The following is a 17,390-nucleotide window of genomic DNA, read 5'->3' as shown; positions in this document are numbered from 1 at the left end:
ACTCGTCCCCGAGAGACTCCACATCTCAAGGATGCGGCATCAGCGCCGAAACAAGCACCGGACGCCGAGGGAGCCGCTTGACCAACCTCGCAACCGCGCCCCGAAAGGGGCGCGGGGAACTGCGCGACCAGCCACAACGAACCCGCAGCCGCCAGACGACAAATGGCGGCACTCCAATAGGCCTAGCGGACCAAGCCCCACCGGAAGCCAAGAGCCACCGCATGCGCCCGGTCCGAAGCCCCGAGCTTCTTGAACAACCGCCGAGCGTGCGTCTTCACGGTGTCCTCGGACAGGAACAGCTCCCGCCCGATCTCGGCATTGGACCGACCGTGGCTCATCCCTTCGAGCACCTGGATCTCCCGCGCGGTGAGCGTCGGCGCCGCCCCCATCTCGGCGGACCGCAGCCGCCGAGGAGCCAGCCGCCACGTCGGGTCGGCCAGCGCCTGCGTCACGGTCGCCCGCAACTCCGCACGCGACGCGTCCTTGTGGAGGTAGCCCCGCGCTCCCGCGGCGACCGCGAGAGCGACCCCGTCCAGGTCCTCCGCGACGGTGAGCATGATGATGCGCGCACCGGGGTCGGCGGAGAGCAGCCGCCGCACGGTCTCGACGCCGCCCAGTCCGGGCATGCGTACGTCCATCAGAATCAGGTCCGAACGGTCCGCACCCCAGCGGCGGAGGACTTCCTCGCCGTTGGCCGCGGTCGTCACGCGCTCGACGCCGGGCACGGTCGCGACCGCGCGGCGGAGCGCCTCTCGGGCAAGCGGGGAGTCGTCGCAGACGAGGACGGATGTCATGGCCGTCCTCCGCAGCTGATGCACGTCACCTTGAGCCTCCAGGCTGGTACGAAATCGTCACCTGTGCGGTCGACCGTCTCGGACACCTGCCCGAGCTTGTTGCTTCAACCGCCTCCGCACTCTCAACGACGGTCACTCGAAAGAGTTACGGGGCTGTGTGCCATCTTCGGCACTCTACGTGAGGGGGCGGACACGGTGCAGACATGCGCGGTGGACCCACAACGTTTCATCACAACCAGTGCCCCATTTAGCCCCTTTTCTTCCCATCTGCTGGTGTCTGAGGCTAGATTCGCAATGAGTCATATTTTCATCTCCTTAGATCGTAGATGTACGGTCGTGGGCACCGTATCCGCTCAGAACGGCTACAAGGGGTCACGTAATGGCAGATTTCTCCCGCCTTCCCGGACCGAACGCGGACCTTTGGGACTGGCAGCTTCTGGCTGCCTGTCGCGGGGTCGACAGCTCGCTCTTCTTTCATCCTGAGGGCGAGCGAGGCGCGGCCCGGAGCGCTCGCGAGAACTCGGCCAAGGAGGTCTGCATGAGGTGCCCGGTGCGCGCGCAGTGCGCGGCGCACGCGCTGGCGGTGAGAGAGCCGTACGGCGTGTGGGGCGGCCTGACCGAGGACGAGCGCGAAGAGCTCATGGGCAGAGCGCGGAACCGGCTGGTGTCGGCGGGGGCCACCAGCGGGGACAGCGCTTCGAACAACTGAAGGAACGTTTCTGCGTTCCAGGGTTCCCGAGCTCCCGAACCCTGAGCTCCCACCGAGAAGGGCACGCGCGCGTGCCCTTCTTCATGACCGGGGGCCTGTCTTCACGACCGGGGGCGCGCGCTGGCCGCCGTGCGCCCCAGCTGTTCCAGGGTGGCCGCGACCGCCGGCACCTGGGCCAGGTCGGGCAGGGTGAGCGCCACGATCTCCCGCCGTACCGCCGGCCGGAGCGTCAGCACGCGCGCGTGGCGTGGTCGTACCGACTCGATGGCGAGCTGCGGCAGTACGGCGACCCCCAGACCGGCGCCGACGAGGCCGACCACGGCCGGGTAGTCGTCAGTGGCGAAGTCGATGCGCGGGGTGAAGCCGGCCGACTCGCACACCTCCACCAACCGACCGCGGCAGCGCGGGCATCCGGCGATCCACGGCTCGCGCGCGAGCTCGCCGATGGCCACGGTGCCGGCGTCCGCGAGCGGGTGCCGCTCGGGCACCAGCCCGACCAGCCGGTCGGTCAGCAGCGGACGTACGACGAGGTCGTCCCACTCGCCTTCCTGCTCCTGCCGACCGCCTGCCGCCCCCGCGGCACCCGTCGCACCCGTCGTATCCGTGGCACCCGTCGCACCCGTCGCACCCGTCGCACCCGTCGCACCCGCGCCACCCCTCGCACCTTCGTACCGGAAGGCGAGCGCCACGTCGCACTCTCCCGCGCGGAGCATCTCGACGGAGGCGGGCGGTTCGGCCTCCTCGAGCGAGACGCGGGTGCCGGGGTGCGCGGCGCGCAGGGCCGCGAGGGCGTTCGGTACGAGGGTCGAGCTGCCGCTGGGGAACGAGACCAGCCGGACCCGCCCGGCCCGCAGCCCGGCGATCGCCGCGACCTCCTCCTCGGCGGCGGTGAGGCCGGCGAGGATGCCGTTCGCGTGCCGGACGAGGGCCTCACCGGCCTGGGTGAGGCGCATCTCACGCCCGTTGCGGACCAGCAGCGGGGTGCCCACGGAGGCCTCCAGGGCCTTCATCTGCTGGCTGACGGCGGGCTGGGTGCAGCCCAGTTCGCGCCCCGCGGCCGAGAAGGAGCCGGTGGTCGCGACGGCGCGCAGGACGCGCAGATGGCGGGCTTCGATCACCCTTCGAGAATAAGTCGTCCTTTAGCACGGCGCCCAAAAATGCGTCGTGGCTTTGAGGTCGGGTCGCCTACCGTGAGGTCATGAGGCTTCTGTCAGTGAACGTGGGCAGCGCGCGGGCCGTGCCGTACACGGACGCGCCCGAAGGCCTGACCGGAATCGACAAGCGCCCGGTCCCGGGGCCGGTGCGGGTGGCGGCGCCCGGGCCCAAGGGGGTCGCCGGGAGCGGGCTGGCCGGGGACGCGGTGTGCAAACTCCAGCACCACGGCGGGAACGACCAGGCGGTGTACGCGATGGCCCGCGAGGACCTGGACGGCTGGGAGCTCGAGTTGGGCCGCGCGCTGCCGAACGGCTCGTTCGGCGAGAACCTCACCACCGAGGGCCTCGACATCACCGGCGCACTGATCGGCGAGCGCTGGCGGATCGGGCCGGAGGTCGTCCTGGAGGTCACGTCTGGCCGGATTCCCTGCCGTACCTTCCAGGGCCATCTGGGTGAGAAGGGCTGGGTGAAGCGGTTCACGCGGAAGGGGGCGCCGGGGGCGTATCTGCGGGTGATCGAGCCCGGCGAGATCCGCTCCGGCGACACGGTCGAGATCGTGCACCGACCGGACCACGACGTGACGGTGGCACTGGCGTTCCGCGCTTCGACAACCGAACGGGCCTTGCTGCCAAGGGTGTTGGCGGCCGGCGACGCGCTCCATCCTGAGCAGCTGGCGGAGGCGCGCAGGTACGCGTCGCGGCAGACCTCCTGACTTTCCGTCAGATCATGCGCCTCCCCAGGTGCTTCACCACCGTCGGGCCGTGTGCAGAGATCGGATTCCCACAGTCCGGGTAACTACCCTTGGGCCATGACAACGGCTCTGATTACGGGATCGACCGCGGGCATCGGCGCCGCGTTCGCACGGCGGCTGGCGGGTGACGGGCACAATCTGGTGCTCGTCGCGCGGGACACGAAGCGGCTGCGCGACCAGGCGACCGAGCTGCACGACCGGCACGGCATCGAGGCGGAGGTCCTGACGGCCGACCTCGCGACGGACGCCGGCATCGAGGCGGTGGCGGCCCGCCTGTCCGACCGCAGGAACCCGGTCGACCTGCTGATCAACAACGCGGGCTTCGGCAACAAGGGCCGCTACCTCGACGTCTCCATGACCGACGAGCTGAAGATGCTCAAGGTCCACTGCGAGGCGGTACTCCGACTGACCTCGGCGGCGACGGAGGCGATGCGGGAGCGGGGCCGGGGCGGGGTGGTGAACGTGGCGTCGGTGGCGGCGTTCGTGCCACGCGGCACGTATGGCGCGTCCAAGGCGTGGGTCGTGCAGTTCACGCAGGGGGCGGCGAAGGACCTCGCGGGGAGCGGGGTGCGGCTGATGGCCCTCTGCCCCGGATTCGTCCGCACGGAATTCCATCAGCGGGCCGGGATGGGCACGGACAACATTCCCGGGTGGATGTGGCTCGACGCGGACAAACTGGTGGCGGCGGCGCTGGGGGATCTGGCGCGGGGGAAGTCGCTGTCGATTCCGGATCCTCGGTACAAGGCGTTGATGGGGATCGTGAAGGTGGCGCCCAGGGGGTTGTTGGGTGGGATTACGTCGAGGACCGGTCGGAAGTACGGAGCGCAGTAGGACGATTCACGCCGAGCCAATGCTTCCAGGTGGCACCGCTCGGGGTGTTCGTCCGCACAGGACCGCTCAGGGCCTCGACGACGAGAGGAACGGCTCGGGGCTCCAGTCGGAGCAGGGCGGGAAGAGCCTCCGTCCACCGCACGTGGGTGAGTGCTGCGACGACCAGCCTGCGTGCGCTGGGCTCATCGGCGTGACGAGCGATCTCCGCGAGGACATCCCCGGTGATTCCTGCCTGGGGCGTGATCCTCCGTGCGAGCCGTTCGGCCCTCTCGTACTCGCCCGCCTCGGCGAGCACCTTGGCCACCTCGGCCTGGGCACTGGCACGGGTCTCGGTGTCGCCGATCCCGTTCGCGAGGATTTCGGCCTTGTCGTGCCAACCCACGAAGGCCAGCAGACGTGCGTACGCCGGCAGCTCGCTCACGTCGAGGTCATGCCGCGCATGGTCCAACAGCGTGATGAGTCGTGAGCGGGCGGCGTCGGTGTGTCCCAGGGCGACCAGGGTCTCGACCAAGTCCGACTGCGGCGCAAGGCGGCCCGGTGCGAGTATGTCGTCCGCCAGCTGGATCGCGTTGCCGAGCAGTGACTCCGCGTCGCCATGACTTCCGAGGTCGGCGGCTGTACGAGCAAGCCGGGCCAGGGTCGCCACCACCTTTTCAGGGCCTGCCATCGCCCGCACGGATTCCAGGGCGCGCTCTGTCTGTCCCTCGAGTACCAGTGCTCTGGCGACCGCTGCCAGGACCTCGTTGCTGGTGCTCTCGCTCCGGCACCCGGCCAGCAGTGCCCGTACTCGCTCGATCTGTCCCGCTACGGCGAGCGCCTCCGCGAGGGGGAACAGGATCCCCAGGTGGTCGGGAGCGTCCTCAAGCATCGCTTCCAGCCGCTCGAACTCCCCCACACTGGCGAGCACTTCGCACCCCGCCATCAGAAACAGGTCCAGACCGTAGTCGTCGTCCGGCCAGACCAGGGCCTCCAGATGAGCGAGCATGGGGGGCTCGGTCGTGACCACGGCGACCGCCTCGTCCGGGTAGCCGGCCTCGGCCAGTGCCTTCAGCGCATCCGCCAGAGTGAACAGGTCACGGGGCACGAGCACCGCACCGCGCGCCTCGGCCTCCAACTCGGCCAGGATCTCCTCGGCCTCGCCCACGCAGCCGTGCGTGGCGAGGGCCAGCGCGACCGCGGGCATCCCGTCGCTCGTGAAGGGGAAGTCGGCGATCTCCCGTATGAGGGCGAGGGCGGTCTCCTCCTCGCCCAGGCGTGCCCCCGCCTCTGCCAGAGCGACCATGACGTGAGCGCGCGCCGGCTCCAGCACGAGATCGTCCGCCCTGTCCGCGGCCTGTTCGAGGTCGCCTGCCTCTGCCAGTGCCCCGGCGACACGTGCCCGTACCCACTCCCACTCCTTCTGCCGGTCGCCGTCCACCGTCGCCGCCAGTCGGTCCGCCCGCGGCAGCTGGCCCCGGCGCACCAGCTCCGCGGCCACGTCGGCCCGCACGGCGTCGCTCAGCTCGGAGTCACGAATCCGGGTGAGCCACGCCTCCGCCCGTCCAAAATCCCCCCGGCTCGCCTCGGCCCGGGCCAGCTCCGCACACGCCGGGTCGCGCCCCCGAACACCCGCCGTACGGTGGCTCAACTTCGGCAGCCGGGTGACCAGTGCCACGGCACGATCCACTTCACCCGCGTCGACAAGCGCCTCCACGACACCCCAGGGCGACTCCAGCCCTCTGACCGTCTCGTCGAGGAGACGGTCGGCCTCCGCCGCCCCGGTGTCCATGCCCCGCAGCCGAGCCGCGACCAGGGCACCGACCGCCAAGGCCCTCTCGCGTGGCCCGGTGGTCCAGTCGGCAACCTCGGACGCCGACTCGAAGCGCCCCTCGGAGAGGTGCTTTCGCACGAGTTCCACGGAGACTTCCTGTGCGAGCGGGGGCACGAGCGAACCCAGCAGCTCTGCCGCCCGCGCGCACTCGTCCAGTTCGATCAGGGCGTGGCACACCTGCCGAGTCACCCGATCCCGGTCGTCGGACCGACGCACCAGACCCACGCACGCCTGAGCATCGGTGAGCAGGGTCAGCGCCCGCTCTCTGTCTCCCGCCGCCAGCCTGCTCGCGACCGCGATGAGCGCCCGGGCCCGGCTCTCGGGCTCCACCTGGCTGTACGCGAGCGCCTCCGCCCGGCTGCCCTGTCCCAGGACCGCCCACGCCTCCGCGACCGCGCCGGGGATACGGGCGCTGCGCCCGGCGAGCTCGTCGCGGTGCATGGCGAGGCGCAGTGCCCCCAACAGGTCCGCCTCCTGGCCCTGTTCGGTCCGCTCGACCATGAGCTCCTGCGCGGCACGGATCTCGTCGAGGGCCGCGGCGTCACCGCCGGTCGCCTCGAACATCCGCTCATGGCGTGTCGAGTCGAGGGCGTTCGACGTCATCCGATCCAGGTCAGCCGTGGCCCGCAGCATGGGGAAGTAGCCCCGCAAGAGGTATTCCGGCGTGGCCTCCGGCCATCCCTGTTCCTGCCACCCGTCCGCCCATGCGTGCAACTGTGCCCGGTGACACGCGAGTTCGGATTCGCCGAGGATCTCCTCCGCCCTCGACTGCAACTCCTCGTGGCCCAGCAGGTACACACTCGCGCGCACGGCGAAGGTCCGGCCGGCCCGGGTGCGCAGGATGTCCTGTACCCGGTACGAGGTCTTCCCGGTCAGCGTGGCCAGATCGCCGGCCGTGAGCCCGCCCCCGGCTGCCGTCACCAGCGCGAGCAGATCGTGTTCGAGCCCGCCGGCCTCGATCAGCCGCTTCAGTTCGCGTTCGGCCTCGGCCCGGATCACCTCGGCGCGCGGCGACCGGCGCAACAGCCGTACGACCTCTGGTTGCCAGAGCGGGTGGTCCCCCGCCACGTCGCCCGGCAGCGGCGGGTTCAGACGGCTCGCGATCACCACGCGCATGCCGTGCTCGGGGTATCCGGGAAGAAGGCTCGCGATGCTGTGGGCGTCAGGGCCGGTCGTCACCCCCCGGTCCTCGTCCAGCCCGTCCACCAGCAGGACCAGACGCTCGCCCCGCTCCCCGCAGGCGCGGGCCGCTTCGCCGTAGAGGCGCAGGAGGTGGGCCTCGCGGGTCGCGGGGGTGAGGTAGGCCGGGATGCCCTCGCCGGTCAGTTCCGCCAACTGCTCCAGGACGACATCGACGTACGCGATCACGTCGTTCTGCGCACCCAGCCGCGCCGTCACGAAGAACGGCACCACGCGTACGCCCGCTGGCGGATGCAGCGCGAACCACGACAGGAGTGCCGTCTTGCCCGCCCACGCTCCCGCCCGCCACCAGGCGTACGACGGGCCGGAGTCGGTCGTGCAGAAGTCGGCCAGGTCGGTCAGCTCGGCTTCGCGGTCGAGGAGTTCGGCCGGGGCGATGCGCCGCACCTGCTCCCAGTACGCCGACCGCACCGCCGGCGCGAGCAATACCTGGTTGTTGTCGCCCGTGATGGCGGTACCGATGCCGCCGCCCGCCGACACGGACCGTTCCCCCCGTTCCCGCATGACGCCATGGTGCCAAACGGAAGCGCGCCGCCGAGGCTCTCCGGTGGGAAAATGGTCCCGTACACCCGAACCGACCCGGACCCACCCGGACCGGAGGCACCACCATGACCTTCGTTCAGATCATCGACTGCAGGACCAGCCGGTTCGATGACATCAACCGGCTGATGGACACGTGGGTCGAGCAGACCAAGGGGAAGCGGACGGCGACGCATGCGGTGGTCGGGAAGGATCACTCCGACGCGTCGCACTTCATCGAGATCGTGGAGTTCCCGTCGTACGAGGAGGCCATGCGGAACTCGAATCTTCCCGAGACGGACAAGATCTTCCGGGAGATGGTCGCGCTCTGCGACGAGATGCCCACGTTCACGGATCTCGACGTCGTACGCGATGAGCAGTTGTACGCGACCAACGCACGGCGGTTCTTCGAGACCATCGCTGTCTCGGGGGATCTGCCGCCGCTCGACGAGCTGGTCGCGGAGAGTTACCACGACCATGATCCCGCGAACGAGCAGGACACGATGGGGATGGATGCCCTGCGGCGCGAGATCGGGATGTGGCGCGGTGGCTTCGAGTTCGAGTTCGTCATCGACGACCAGATCGCCCAGGGGGACCGGGTCTGTACCCGGTGGACCTGGAACGGGACCCAGACCGGTGAGTTCATGGGGATGCCGGCCGGTGGGAAGAAGGTGGCCATGACCGGGGTCACCACGCATCGGTTCGGCGAGCACGGGAAGATCGTCGAGGCGTGGTGGGAGTACGACCGGCTGGGGCTGATGGCCCAGTTGGGGGCCCTTGAGGGGCTTGAGCAGTAGGGGATGCGCTGAGGCCCGGCACCCCCTGTCTGCAGGGTGCCGGGCCTCTCACGGCGTTACCGACCTACGTCAGTGCGAGTGCCCGTGGCCGTGGCCGGCCGCGGCCGGCTCTTCCTCTTCCTTCTTCTCGACGACCAGGGTCTCGGTCGTCAGGAGGAGGGACGCGATGGAGGCCGCGTTCTCCAGGGCGGAGCGGGTGACCTTGACCGGGTCGATGACGCCGGCCTTGACCAGGTCGCCGTACTCGCCGGTCGCGGCGTTGAAGCCCTGGCCCTTGTCGAGCTCGGCGACCTTGGAGGTGATGACGTAACCCTCCAGGCCGGCGTTCTCGGCGATCCAGCGGAGGGGTTCGACGACGGCCTTGCGGACGACGGCGACACCGGTGGCCTCGTCGCCCGTCTTGCCCAGGCCGCCCTCGAGGACCTTGGCGGCGTGGACGAGGGCCGAGCCACCGCCGGAGACGATGCCCTCCTCGACCGCGGCGCGGGTCGCCGAGATGGCGTCCTCGAGACGGTGCTTCTTCTCCTTCAGCTCCACCTCGGTGGCGGCGCCGACCTTGATCACGCACACGCCGCCGGCCAGCTTCGCGAGGCGCTCCTGGAGCTTCTCGCGGTCCCAGTCGGAGTCCGTGTTCTCGATCTCGGCCTTGATCTGGGCGACGCGGCCCACGACGTCGGCGGAGTCGCCGGCGCCGTCGACGATGGTCGTGTCGTCCTTGGTGATCGTCACGCGGCGGGCGGAGCCCAGCACGTCCAGGCCCACCTGGTCGAGCTTGAGGCCGACCTCCTCGGAGATGACCGTGGCGCCGGTGAGGACCGCCATGTCCTGAAGCATCGCCTTGCGACGGTCGCCGAAGCCCGGGGCCTTGACGGCGACCGCGTTGAACGTGCCGCGGATCTTGTTGACGACGAGGGTGGAGAGGGCCTCGCCCTCCAGGTCCTCGGCGATGATCAGCAGCGGCTTGGAGGCACCCGACTGGATGACCTTCTCCAGCAGCGGCAGCAGCTCCTGGATGGAGGAGATCTTGCCCTGGTTGATGAGGATGTACGGGTCGTCCAGGACGGCTTCCATGCGCTCCTGGTCCGTCACGAAGTACGGCGACAGGTAGCCCTTGTCGAAGGCCATGCCCTCGGTGAAGTCCAGCTCCAGACCGAAGGTGTTGGACTCCTCGACGGTGATGACACCGTCCTTGCCGACCTTGTCCATCGCCTCGGCGATGAGCTCGCCGACCTGCTGGTCCTGCGCGGAGAGCGCGGCCACGGCGGCGATGTCGGACTTCTCGTCGATCGGGCGGGCGGTCGCGAGGAGGTCCTCGGAGACCGCGGCCACGGCCGCGTCGATGCCCTTCTTCAGCAGCGCCGGGGAGGCACCCGCGGCGACGTTCTTCAGGCCCTCGCGCACCAGCGCCTGGGCGAGCACGGTGGCGGTGGTGGTGCCGTCACCCGCGATGTCGTTGGTCTTGGTCGCCACCTCCTTCACCAGCTGGGCGCCGAGGTTCTCGTACGGGTCCTCGACCTCGACCTCACGGGCGATGGTGACGCCGTCATTGGTGATGGTGGGCGCGCCGAACTTCTTGTCGATGACGACGTTGCGGCCCTTGGGGCCGATCGTCACCTTGACCGTGTCGGCCAGCTTGTTGACGCCGCGCTCGAGGGCGCGACGGGCGTCCTCGTCGAACTTCAGGATCTTCGCCATGGGAGCGGTTCAGCCCTCTCGGAAAACGTGAGTGAAACGAACTGCGCCCCGGAGACCCGGCTTCATAAGGACGCGGGAACCCGGGGCGCAGCTCACAAGCAAAATGCTTCGATGTGAATCGAAACGAAGTGAATTACTTCTCGATGATCGCGAGCACGTCGCGGGACGAGAGGACGAGGTACTCCTCGCCGTTGTACTTCACCTCGGTGCCGCCGTACTTGCTGTACAGCACGATGTCGCCGACCTTCACGTCGAGCGGCAGGCGCTCGCCGTTCTCGAAGCGGCCCGGACCGACGGCGAGGATGACGCCCTCCTGGGGCTTCTCCTTCGCGGTGTCCGGGATGACCAGGCCAGAGGCCGTGGTCTGCTCGGCGTCGAGCGGCTGGACCACGATGCGGTCCTCGAGCGGCTTGATGGCAACCTTGGAGCTGGCGGTCGTCACGATCCGACCTCCCCCTTCGGAGATCTCACGGGGTTAACTGTCTGAGGTGGCGACCAGGTGGATCCGTCGTCGCGGGTGCCGGACCTGCCCGTCGCTGTGTTGGCACTCTCCAGTGGCGAGTGCCAGAGCCGAGACTATGACCGTGATTAGCACTCGGTCAAGCGGACTGCTAATTACGGCGGCGCGCCGCTGCCCACACAGGCGCTACGGGCAGTCCCCACCCGGCGCTACGGGCAGTCCCCACCCGGCTCTACAGGCAGTCCCCCACCCGGCACTACAGATAGTCCTCCAGGCGCCCAACCCGCAGCCCCCGCCCCCGCAGCTCGCGCAGCAGCCGTGTCGTGCGCTGCTCGAGCGTCAGCCCCGTCCCCCCGTCCGGGTCCACGGCCACGATGTCGCCGGGCCGCAGTCGGTCGCCGCCCTGGGTGTACGCAAGTCCGCCGCTCCCCGTCACCGAGGCCCGCCACAGCACGAGCGCCGAGACCCCGCAGTCGGCCGCCGCCCGCAGGGTCGTGGTGTCGTACGTGCCGTAGGGCGGGCGGAAGAGGTCGGGGCGGACGCCGAAGCGGGACCGCAGCTTGTCCCGCTGGCCGCAGATCTCGGCGCGCTGGCCGGCGTAGGGCAGGCCGGGCAGGGCGGAGTGGTCGAGGGTGTGGTTCTGGAGGGTCGCGCCCACCGACTGGAGGCGCGCGAAGTGGCCGTACCCCGGTCCCACGACGTCGTCGGTGAGGAACACGCTGACGGGCAGCCGCCGTTCGCGGACCAGGTCGACGAAGCGGGGGTCGCGCTCGGCGCTGTCGTCGTAGGTGAGGAAGACGACCCGGTCCCGGGTGCGGACACGGGTGACGACCGGCGGGAGCTGCGGGGCGGACGGTCCATGGGCCCGTACCCGCTGCGCCGCCTTCTTGCCCAGCCGCTCGATGGGGTCGACGGACTGGGCGCAGCCGGTGAGGAGCACGGCCAGCGCGAGGGCACCGGCCGCCAGTCCCCGGCGCCTCACAGGTAGTCCTCCAGGCGGGCCACCGCGTACCCGTCGGCGGTGACCCGGTTCAGGAAGCGGCGCATGTCGTCGACCATGGTGCCCTTCCACTCGTCGCGGCCGCGGAAGTGGGTGAGCACGATGTCGCCGGGGTGCAGGTCCTGGTCCCACTCGCGGTACTCCCAGTGGTCGACGAAGACCTCCTCGTCCCAGATCGGCGCGTACTTGATGCCGCAGGACTTGGCGGCCCGCAGGGTGTCGCGGTTGTAGTTCCCGAAGGGCGGCCGGAAGACGGTCGGCGCCTTCCCGAACTCCTTCTTCATGACCTTCTGCATCCCGCAGATCTCGTGCTTCTGCTCCTCGTACGACAGCCCCGGCAGGAAGGGGTGCGTGAGGGTGTGGTTGTTCAGCGTCACGCCCTCGGACTGCATCTTGCGGAAGTACGGGTAGTCGTCCTTGACCAGGAAGTTGCTGAGGAAGGCGGTGTACGGGATCTTCAGCTCGTCCATCATCCGCAGGAACGCCCGGTCCTTCTCGGCGCCGTCGTCGATGGTGAGGAAGACGATCCGCTCCTTGGTGGGGACCGTGGTGAAGACCGGCGGAAGGTTCAGCTCCTCCTGGTCGTCGACCTCGAAGCCCTTGCGCGCGGTGATGTGCGGCTTCTCCGCCGGGGCCGGCGGCGCCGTCAACGGCACCTGCTTCAGCCCCCAGCGCTTCGCGGCCGCGGCGCGTGCGGTCATGGCGGCGCGCAGCCTGGTGGCGTACGAGTCCAGGGCACGCGCCTCGGGCGCCTTCAGGCGCTGCGGGGCGTGGGCGGGGCGCACCGCCCTGTGCTCGGCGCTCTGTGCGCAGCCGGAGGCGACGGCGGCGACGGCGAGCACGGCGATTCCGCCGCGGATCCGGGCCCCACGCGACGACCGATTTTTGTCATTTTGTACGACTACTCGCATGGCGTTGGATCTTCGCAGCTCACCGCCCCTCCCCCGGCCCGACACCGCGACCGGAGGCACACCATCCACCGACTGGCCCACAATGAGCCGGTGAACGACCTCGCCCCCCTCCTCACCCCCGAAGGCCGCGCCCTCCTCGCCGAGGTGCGCGGCACGGCCCCCGCCGACGAGCTCGCCGTCGCCACCCGGCTGCGCCGCGAGCACCCCGCCGAACTGGTGTCGGCGGCGCTCGGCCAGGCGCGGCTGCGGCAGCGGGCTGCGGCGAAGTTCGGCGCCGAGGACGCGGCCCGGATGTTCTTCACGCCGAACGGCGTCGAGCAGTCGACGCGCGCGACTGTCGCCTCGTATCGCGCGGAGTGTTTCCAGGCGCTCGGGGTGCGGTCCGTCGCCGACCTGTGCTGCGGGATCGGCGGGGATGCCATCGCGCTGGCCCGGGCGGGCATCCGCGTGCTCGCCGTGGACCGCGACCCGCTGACGGCGGCCGCGGCGCGTGCGAACGCCGAGGCGCTCGGGCTGGGCGGGCTGATCGAGGTGCGCGAGGCGGACGTCATGGAGGTGGATACGGCGGGATACGACGCCGTGTTCGTGGACCCGGCCCGGCGCGGCGGCCGCGGCCGCATCTTCGACCCGGAGGCCTACTCGCCGCCGCTCTCCCGGGCCGTCGAGGCGGCCCGCAAGGCGCCGCACGCCGCGCTCAAGGTGGCGCCCGGCATCCCGCACGAGGCCGTGCCGGAGGACGCCGAGGCCGAGTGGATCTCGGACGGCGGGGACGTGAAGGAAGCGGTGCTGTGGTTCGGGGCGAAGCCGGGCGCGGTGCGCGCCACCCTCCTCCCCGGGCCGCGCACGCTCCTCGGCAGGGGCCTGCCCGACCCCCAAGTCCGCCCCGTGGGCCGCTACTTGTACGAGCCCGACGGCGCCGTCATCCGCGCCCACCTCGTCGCGGAGGTCGCCGAGGACCTGGACGGCGGCCTGGTCGACGCGACCATCGCCTACGTGACGGCGGACGAACTCCACGCCACCCCGTACGCCACCGCCTACGAGATCACCGACCAACTCCCCTTCAACGTGAAGAAGTTGAAGGCACTGCTGCGGGAGCGCGAGGTCGGGATCCTGACCGTGAAGAAGCGGGGGTCGGCGGTGGAGCCGGAGGAGCTGCGGAAGAAGGTCAAGCCGCAGGGGCGTAACTCGGCGACCGTGTTCCTCACCCGGGTCGCCGGGGCGCCGACCATGCTGATCGGCGCCCCGGCGTAGCCGCTACTGGTGCTGGGCCGTCTTCAGCGAGTCCAGGTGCGGATCGGCCGTCGCCCGGCCGGACTTGGTGGTGGCCGCGGACTCACTGCCCGCCGTGCGCTGGGCGAACGTGCTCGTGGACGGGGCGACACCGTTGTAGAACGGCTCGTACACGAACTGGCTACCGCTCGCGCTCATCGACGAGCCGGCCGTGTTCAGGGCGCCCGTGGTGACCGAGGCGGTCGGGCCGAAGGCGACGGCGGCCTGGGTGCCCGCGGACTCGCGCAGCAGGTAGCTCTTGACCTCGCTGGACAGGGCGGGCCGGGAGGTCCAGACGAGGGGTCCGTAGATGTTCATCGCCGCGCTCGCCGAGACCCCGTCGCGCCAGGCGCCGGTGTAGGCGAGGGCGATCTGGCCGGGGGTGGTCCACCAGAACTTGGCGACGGCCACCGAGAGTCCCTCGCTGGTGGTCGCCGTGATCGGGTAGTAGTAGTACGTCGACGGCCAGTGGGAGAAGTTCGTGTGCGTCAGCGCGTACTTCGCGTCCGAACCGACCGGGATGACCATGGTCTTGGCCGGGTTGAGGGTGTTGAGGTACGACTTCACCGACGCGGTCAGCTTCTTGCCGGCGGTGAGGACGAGGCCGCCCGTGCTGCCGGTGCCCTCGGCGCCGGCCGCCGAGGCCGCCGGGAGGGCCGCCTTGTAGTCGGTGCCGCTGGCCAGGAACACGTACGTCGGGGCGGTCGTGACGCTCTTGGCCACCTTGACCGAGGTGTCGTAACGGTCCGTGCCGGACAGCCGCTTGGGGACGTACCCGAGCGACTTCAGCTGCGTCGAGACGTTGGTGGTCAGGATGGACGTGCCGCCGACCATCCAGACGTTCGCGCCCTTCTTCAGGGTGCGCTTCAGCTCGTTCTTCACCGCCGTCGACAGGCTCGTCTTCGGCGTCATCAGCACGGGGCCCTGCTTCTTGCCGGCCAGCGTGGGCGCGGTGAGCGAGTACGCCGCGTCGTCCCGGTTGACCAGCACGGCCGACCTGGCGTTCAGCAGACCCGGTTCGCTCTGGCCGACCGTGTTCCAGCTGAAGCGGGAGGAGGCGACGGCGGTGGCGTAGCTGTCGGCGCCCCACACCCGGGCGGTGGTGTTCTTGCGCAGCGGCTGCCAACTGGGGTTGCTGCCCTCCCAGTTGGTGGGAACCTCGGTGAACTCGCCGGTGGCCAGGTCGACGTACTCGGTGGAGTGGACGTAACCGCCGCCGCTCGTGAGGGTCTCGACGTCGGCGAGGATCCGGGTGCCGGTGGGCGACCAGGACGGGTTGGCGTACGTACGCGCGTCGGTGGTGATCTGCTTGACGTCCGTGCCGTCGGCGTTCGCCGTGAAGATCTGGCCGCCGCGGACGAAGGCCAGCCTGGTGTCGTCCGGCGAGTAGACGGGCTGCGCGGCGTCGGTGAGCACGCGCTTGACGGTCTGCGTGGACGGCTCGTAGACGTAGACGCCCGGGGTGGCGTTGCAGCCGCCGCTGTGGCGCTCGAAGGCGACCAGGCCGGCGCCACTCACGCTCGGGTTGCCGTCGCAGGCGCTCGACGGGCCCAGGGTGCTCGACAGCAGCGGCTCGGGGGCCCAGGAGCCGTCCGAGGGGCCGTAGGCGAGCTGGCCGCCGACGGAGAAGACGACGTAGCGGCCGCGCCATCCGAAGGCCAGGTCCGTGTAGCCGGCGCCGCTGTTGCGCATGCCCGTCGCCTTGGGCAGCGTGATCTTCGTGGAACCGGTGGCGCGCACGCTGGTGATGGTCTGGTCCGAGATGGACGCGAACCGGCTACCGTCCGGCGCCCAGGCGCCGTACTGGCCGAAGCCGACGGCCGGGTCGGTGGTCGCGCCGGTGGCCGGGTCGATCAGCCGCGGTCCGTCCACCAGGATCTTGCCCTCGGCGCCCGGCCACGGCCCCGCGTCGTCGGCGACGGCACCCGGCGCGAGCGCCAGGGTGCCCGTGGCGGCCAGCACCGCCGCGGTGGAGAGCGCCGCGGCACGGCGGCGCGTGAACAGTCTCAAGTTGTCGACCCCCCATGGATCCGCACAGGCCCCGCACAGGGGCGGAGTAACTGTAGTGACCAACGAGACGCCAGGGAACAGAGTTTCGGATGAACAGATGCCCGAGATCAGGTTAAGACCGGGATCGGGTCAAGAACCGCACTCCTCGGCCCGCGCCAGCAGCAGTTCCCGCTCCCGCTCGTTGCGCGCCAGCCCCGCCGCCCGTACGAACTCCTCCCGGGCCTCGGCACTCCGCCCCAGCCGGGCCAGCAGGTCCCCTCGAACGCTGGGCAACAGGTGGTAGTCGCGCAGGGCGGGCTCGGCGGCGATGGCGTCGACGATCGCGAGCGCCCCCTCCGGGCCGTCCGCCATCGACACGGCGACGGCGCGGTTGAGTTCGACGACGGGTGAGGGCGCGCGGGCGGCGAGCAGGCCGTACAGGGTGGCGATGCTCTGCCAGTCGGTCTCCTCGTAGGTGTACGCGTGCGCGTGGCAGGCGGCGATGGCGGCCTGGAGGGCGTACGGGCCCGGGGCGCCGGTGGCCGTGGCGTCGGCTCGGTGCAGGGCCTGGATGCCGCGGGCGATGAGCATGCGGTTCCAGCGGCGGCGGTTCTGGTCCTTGAGCAGGACGGGCTCGCCGTTCGGGCCGGTGCGGGCGGCGGTGCGGGAGGCCTGGAATTCGAGGAGGGAGGTGAGCGCGTGGACTTCCGGCTCCTTAGGCATGAGGGAGCCGAGGACGCGGGCCAGGCGCAGGGCGTCCTCGCAGAGCGCCGGGCGCAGCCAGTCGTCGCCGGCGGTGGCGGCGTAACCCTCGTTGAAAATCAGGTAGATGACGTCGAGAACGGACCCCAGCCGGGCCTCGCGCTCCGGCCCGTACGGCACCTCGAAGGCGATGTTCTTCGTGGCCAGGGTGCGTTTGGCGCGGACGATGCGCTGGGCGACGGTGGGCTCGGGGACGAGGAACGCCCGCGCGATCTCGACCGTGGTCAGACCGCCCAGCAGCCGCAGGGTGAGGGCGATGCGGGCCTCCGCGGACAGCACGGGGTGGCAGGCCGTGAAGACGAGACGGAGCAGGTCGTCGTCGATGTCCTCGGGGTCGGCGGGCTCCTCGGGCGGGGCCGTGGTCTCCAGGTCCCGGCCGATCTCCTGGAGCTTGCGGGCGTAGTTCTCCCGGCGCCGGATCAGGTCGACGGCGCGGCGGCGGGCGGTGGCCATGAGCCAGGCGCCCGGGTTGTCGGGGACACCGTCGCGGGGCCACTGCTCCAGGGCTGCGACGAGGGCGTCCTGGGCGAGCTCCTCGGCGATGCCGATGTCACGGACCAGGCGGGTGACGGCGGCGATGATGCGGGGGGACTCTATGCGGAAGACGGTCTCGATGGCGTGGATGGGGGCGGTCGCGGCGCCGTCGGCATGGGCGCCGGGGTCGTCGGCGTGGGCGCCGGGGTCGGCATGGGCACCGGGGTCGGCATGGGCGCCGGGGTCGATGGAGGGCTGCGGGGT

Annotated in this window: 14 protein-coding genes; 5 read left to right on the top strand and 9 right to left on the bottom strand. The window is 70.6% G+C overall.

What is annotated here, in order from left to right:
- Positions 1-182: 182 nt before the first annotated feature.
- Entirely contained in the window at positions 183-794 is a 612-nt protein-coding gene (locus tag ACQEWB_RS29200) for a response regulator transcription factor (protein WP_003948568.1), read from the bottom strand.
- A gap of 379 nt (positions 795-1,173) precedes the next feature.
- Here ACQEWB_RS29200 and ACQEWB_RS29195 point away from each other — a divergent pair, with 379 nt between their 5' ends.
- Positions 1,174-1,503: a WhiB family transcriptional regulator gene (locus ACQEWB_RS29195; RefSeq protein ID WP_432836094.1), complete on the top strand. Its 330-nt coding sequence runs from the start codon at positions 1,174-1,176 to the stop codon at positions 1,501-1,503.
- A gap of 101 nt (positions 1,504-1,604) precedes the next feature.
- On the opposite strand, the gene ACQEWB_RS29190 is transcribed toward ACQEWB_RS29195, so the two are convergent.
- A complete protein-coding gene (locus tag ACQEWB_RS29190) occupies positions 1,605-2,621 on the bottom strand; it encodes a LysR substrate-binding domain-containing protein (protein WP_432836092.1) in 1,017 nt (338 codons plus the stop codon).
- A gap of 80 nt (positions 2,622-2,701) precedes the next feature.
- On the opposite strand from ACQEWB_RS29190, the gene ACQEWB_RS29185 reads away from it, so the two are divergent.
- Together ACQEWB_RS29185 and ACQEWB_RS29180 are read left to right on the top strand one after the other, a co-directional pair.
- On the top strand, positions 2,702-3,370 hold the full coding sequence (locus ACQEWB_RS29185) for an MOSC domain-containing protein (RefSeq protein ID WP_432836090.1): 669 nt from the start codon (positions 2,702-2,704) through the stop codon (positions 3,368-3,370).
- A gap of 96 nt (positions 3,371-3,466) precedes the next feature.
- Complete coding sequence (locus ACQEWB_RS29180) at positions 3,467-4,240, top strand: SDR family NAD(P)-dependent oxidoreductase (RefSeq protein WP_432836088.1); 774 nt, start codon at positions 3,467-3,469, stop codon at positions 4,238-4,240.
- Here the strand turns inward: ACQEWB_RS29180 and ACQEWB_RS29175 are convergent.
- Positions 4,203-7,754, bottom strand: a complete 3,552-nt coding sequence (locus ACQEWB_RS29175) for a hypothetical protein (protein ID WP_432836086.1) — start codon at positions 7,752-7,754, stop codon at positions 4,203-4,205. The two genes, ACQEWB_RS29180 and ACQEWB_RS29175, sit on opposite strands and share 38 nt — an antisense overlap.
- Before the next feature lie 104 nt (positions 7,755-7,858).
- Here ACQEWB_RS29175 and ACQEWB_RS29170 point away from each other — a divergent pair, with 104 nt between their 5' ends.
- Positions 7,859-8,566: an ester cyclase gene (locus ACQEWB_RS29170; protein WP_432836084.1), complete on the top strand. Its 708-nt coding sequence runs from the start codon at positions 7,859-7,861 to the stop codon at positions 8,564-8,566.
- A gap of 69 nt (positions 8,567-8,635) precedes the next feature.
- Here the strand turns inward: ACQEWB_RS29170 and groL are convergent, their stop codons facing one another.
- The 4 genes from groL to ACQEWB_RS29150 all read right to left on the bottom strand — a co-directional run bounded on the left by groL (position 8,636) and on the right by ACQEWB_RS29150 (position 12,632).
- On the bottom strand, positions 8,636-10,261 hold the full coding sequence (groL, locus tag ACQEWB_RS29165) for a chaperonin GroEL (RefSeq protein ID WP_432836082.1): 1,626 nt from the start codon (positions 10,259-10,261) through the stop codon (positions 8,636-8,638).
- A 133-nt stretch (positions 10,262-10,394) separates the two neighbouring features.
- Positions 10,395-10,703: a co-chaperone GroES gene (gene groES, locus ACQEWB_RS29160; RefSeq protein WP_015658413.1), complete on the bottom strand. Its 309-nt coding sequence runs from the start codon at positions 10,701-10,703 to the stop codon at positions 10,395-10,397.
- A gap of 274 nt (positions 10,704-10,977) precedes the next feature.
- Complete coding sequence (locus tag ACQEWB_RS29155; RefSeq protein WP_432836079.1) at positions 10,978-11,703, bottom strand: polysaccharide deacetylase family protein; 726 nt, start codon at positions 11,701-11,703, stop codon at positions 10,978-10,980.
- The gene (locus tag ACQEWB_RS29150; RefSeq protein ID WP_432836077.1) at positions 11,700-12,632 is read right to left on the bottom strand and encodes a polysaccharide deacetylase family protein; all 933 of its coding nucleotides are present in this window, start codon (positions 12,630-12,632) and stop codon (positions 11,700-11,702) included. Before ACQEWB_RS29150 ends, ACQEWB_RS29155 begins: the two co-directional genes overlap by 4 nt.
- A gap of 90 nt (positions 12,633-12,722) precedes the next feature.
- On the opposite strand from ACQEWB_RS29150, the gene ACQEWB_RS29145 reads away from it, so the two are divergent.
- The gene (locus ACQEWB_RS29145; protein WP_432836075.1) at positions 12,723-13,883 is read left to right on the top strand and encodes a THUMP-like domain-containing protein; all 1,161 of its coding nucleotides are present in this window, start codon (positions 12,723-12,725) and stop codon (positions 13,881-13,883) included.
- A 3-nt stretch (positions 13,884-13,886) separates the two neighbouring features.
- Here ACQEWB_RS29145 and ACQEWB_RS29140 read toward each other — a convergent pair whose 3' ends face one another.
- Positions 13,887-15,911 carry a cell wall-binding repeat-containing protein gene (locus tag ACQEWB_RS29140; RefSeq protein ID WP_432836073.1) on the bottom strand — a complete coding sequence of 675 codons (2,025 nt, stop codon included), beginning with the start codon at positions 15,909-15,911 and terminating at the stop codon, positions 13,887-13,889.
- Positions 15,912-16,040: 129 nt separating this feature from the next.
- Positions 16,041-17,276: an RNA polymerase sigma factor gene (locus ACQEWB_RS29135; RefSeq protein ID WP_432844059.1), complete on the bottom strand. Its 1,236-nt coding sequence runs from the start codon at positions 17,274-17,276 to the stop codon at positions 16,041-16,043.
- Positions 17,277-17,390: the final 114 nt, after the last annotated feature.

This window comes from Streptomyces sp. CA-249302, from assembly GCF_050936785.1.
In the GTDB taxonomy this organism is placed as follows: Bacteria; Actinomycetota; Actinomycetes; order Streptomycetales; family Streptomycetaceae; genus Streptomyces.
This window is presented reverse-complemented; position numbering and strand designations above follow the sequence as displayed.

Excerpts from the sequence above, each read along its gene's own strand:
- groL (WP_432836082.1), bottom strand. The coding sequence starts at position 10,261 with ATGGCGAAGATCCTGAAGTTCGACGAGGACGCCCGTCGCGCCCTCGAG.
- ACQEWB_RS29170 (WP_432836084.1), top strand. The coding sequence starts at position 7,859 with ATGACCTTCGTTCAGATCATCGACTGCAGGACCAGCCGGTTCGATGAC.
- ACQEWB_RS29195 (WP_432836094.1), top strand. The coding sequence starts at position 1,174 with ATGGCAGATTTCTCCCGCCTTCCCGGACCGAACGCGGACCTTTGGGAC.
- ACQEWB_RS29175 (WP_432836086.1), bottom strand. The coding sequence starts at position 7,754 with ATGCGGGAACGGGGGGAACGGTCCGTGTCGGCGGGCGGCGGCATCGGT.
- ACQEWB_RS29180 (WP_432836088.1), top strand. The coding sequence starts at position 3,467 with ATGACAACGGCTCTGATTACGGGATCGACCGCGGGCATCGGCGCCGCG.
- ACQEWB_RS29200 (WP_003948568.1), bottom strand. The coding sequence starts at position 794 with ATGACATCCGTCCTCGTCTGCGACGACTCCCCGCTTGCCCGAGAGGCG.
- ACQEWB_RS29150 (WP_432836077.1), bottom strand. The coding sequence starts at position 12,632 with ATGCGAGTAGTCGTACAAAATGACAAAAATCGGTCGTCGCGTGGGGCC.
- ACQEWB_RS29185 (WP_432836090.1), top strand. The coding sequence starts at position 2,702 with ATGAGGCTTCTGTCAGTGAACGTGGGCAGCGCGCGGGCCGTGCCGTAC.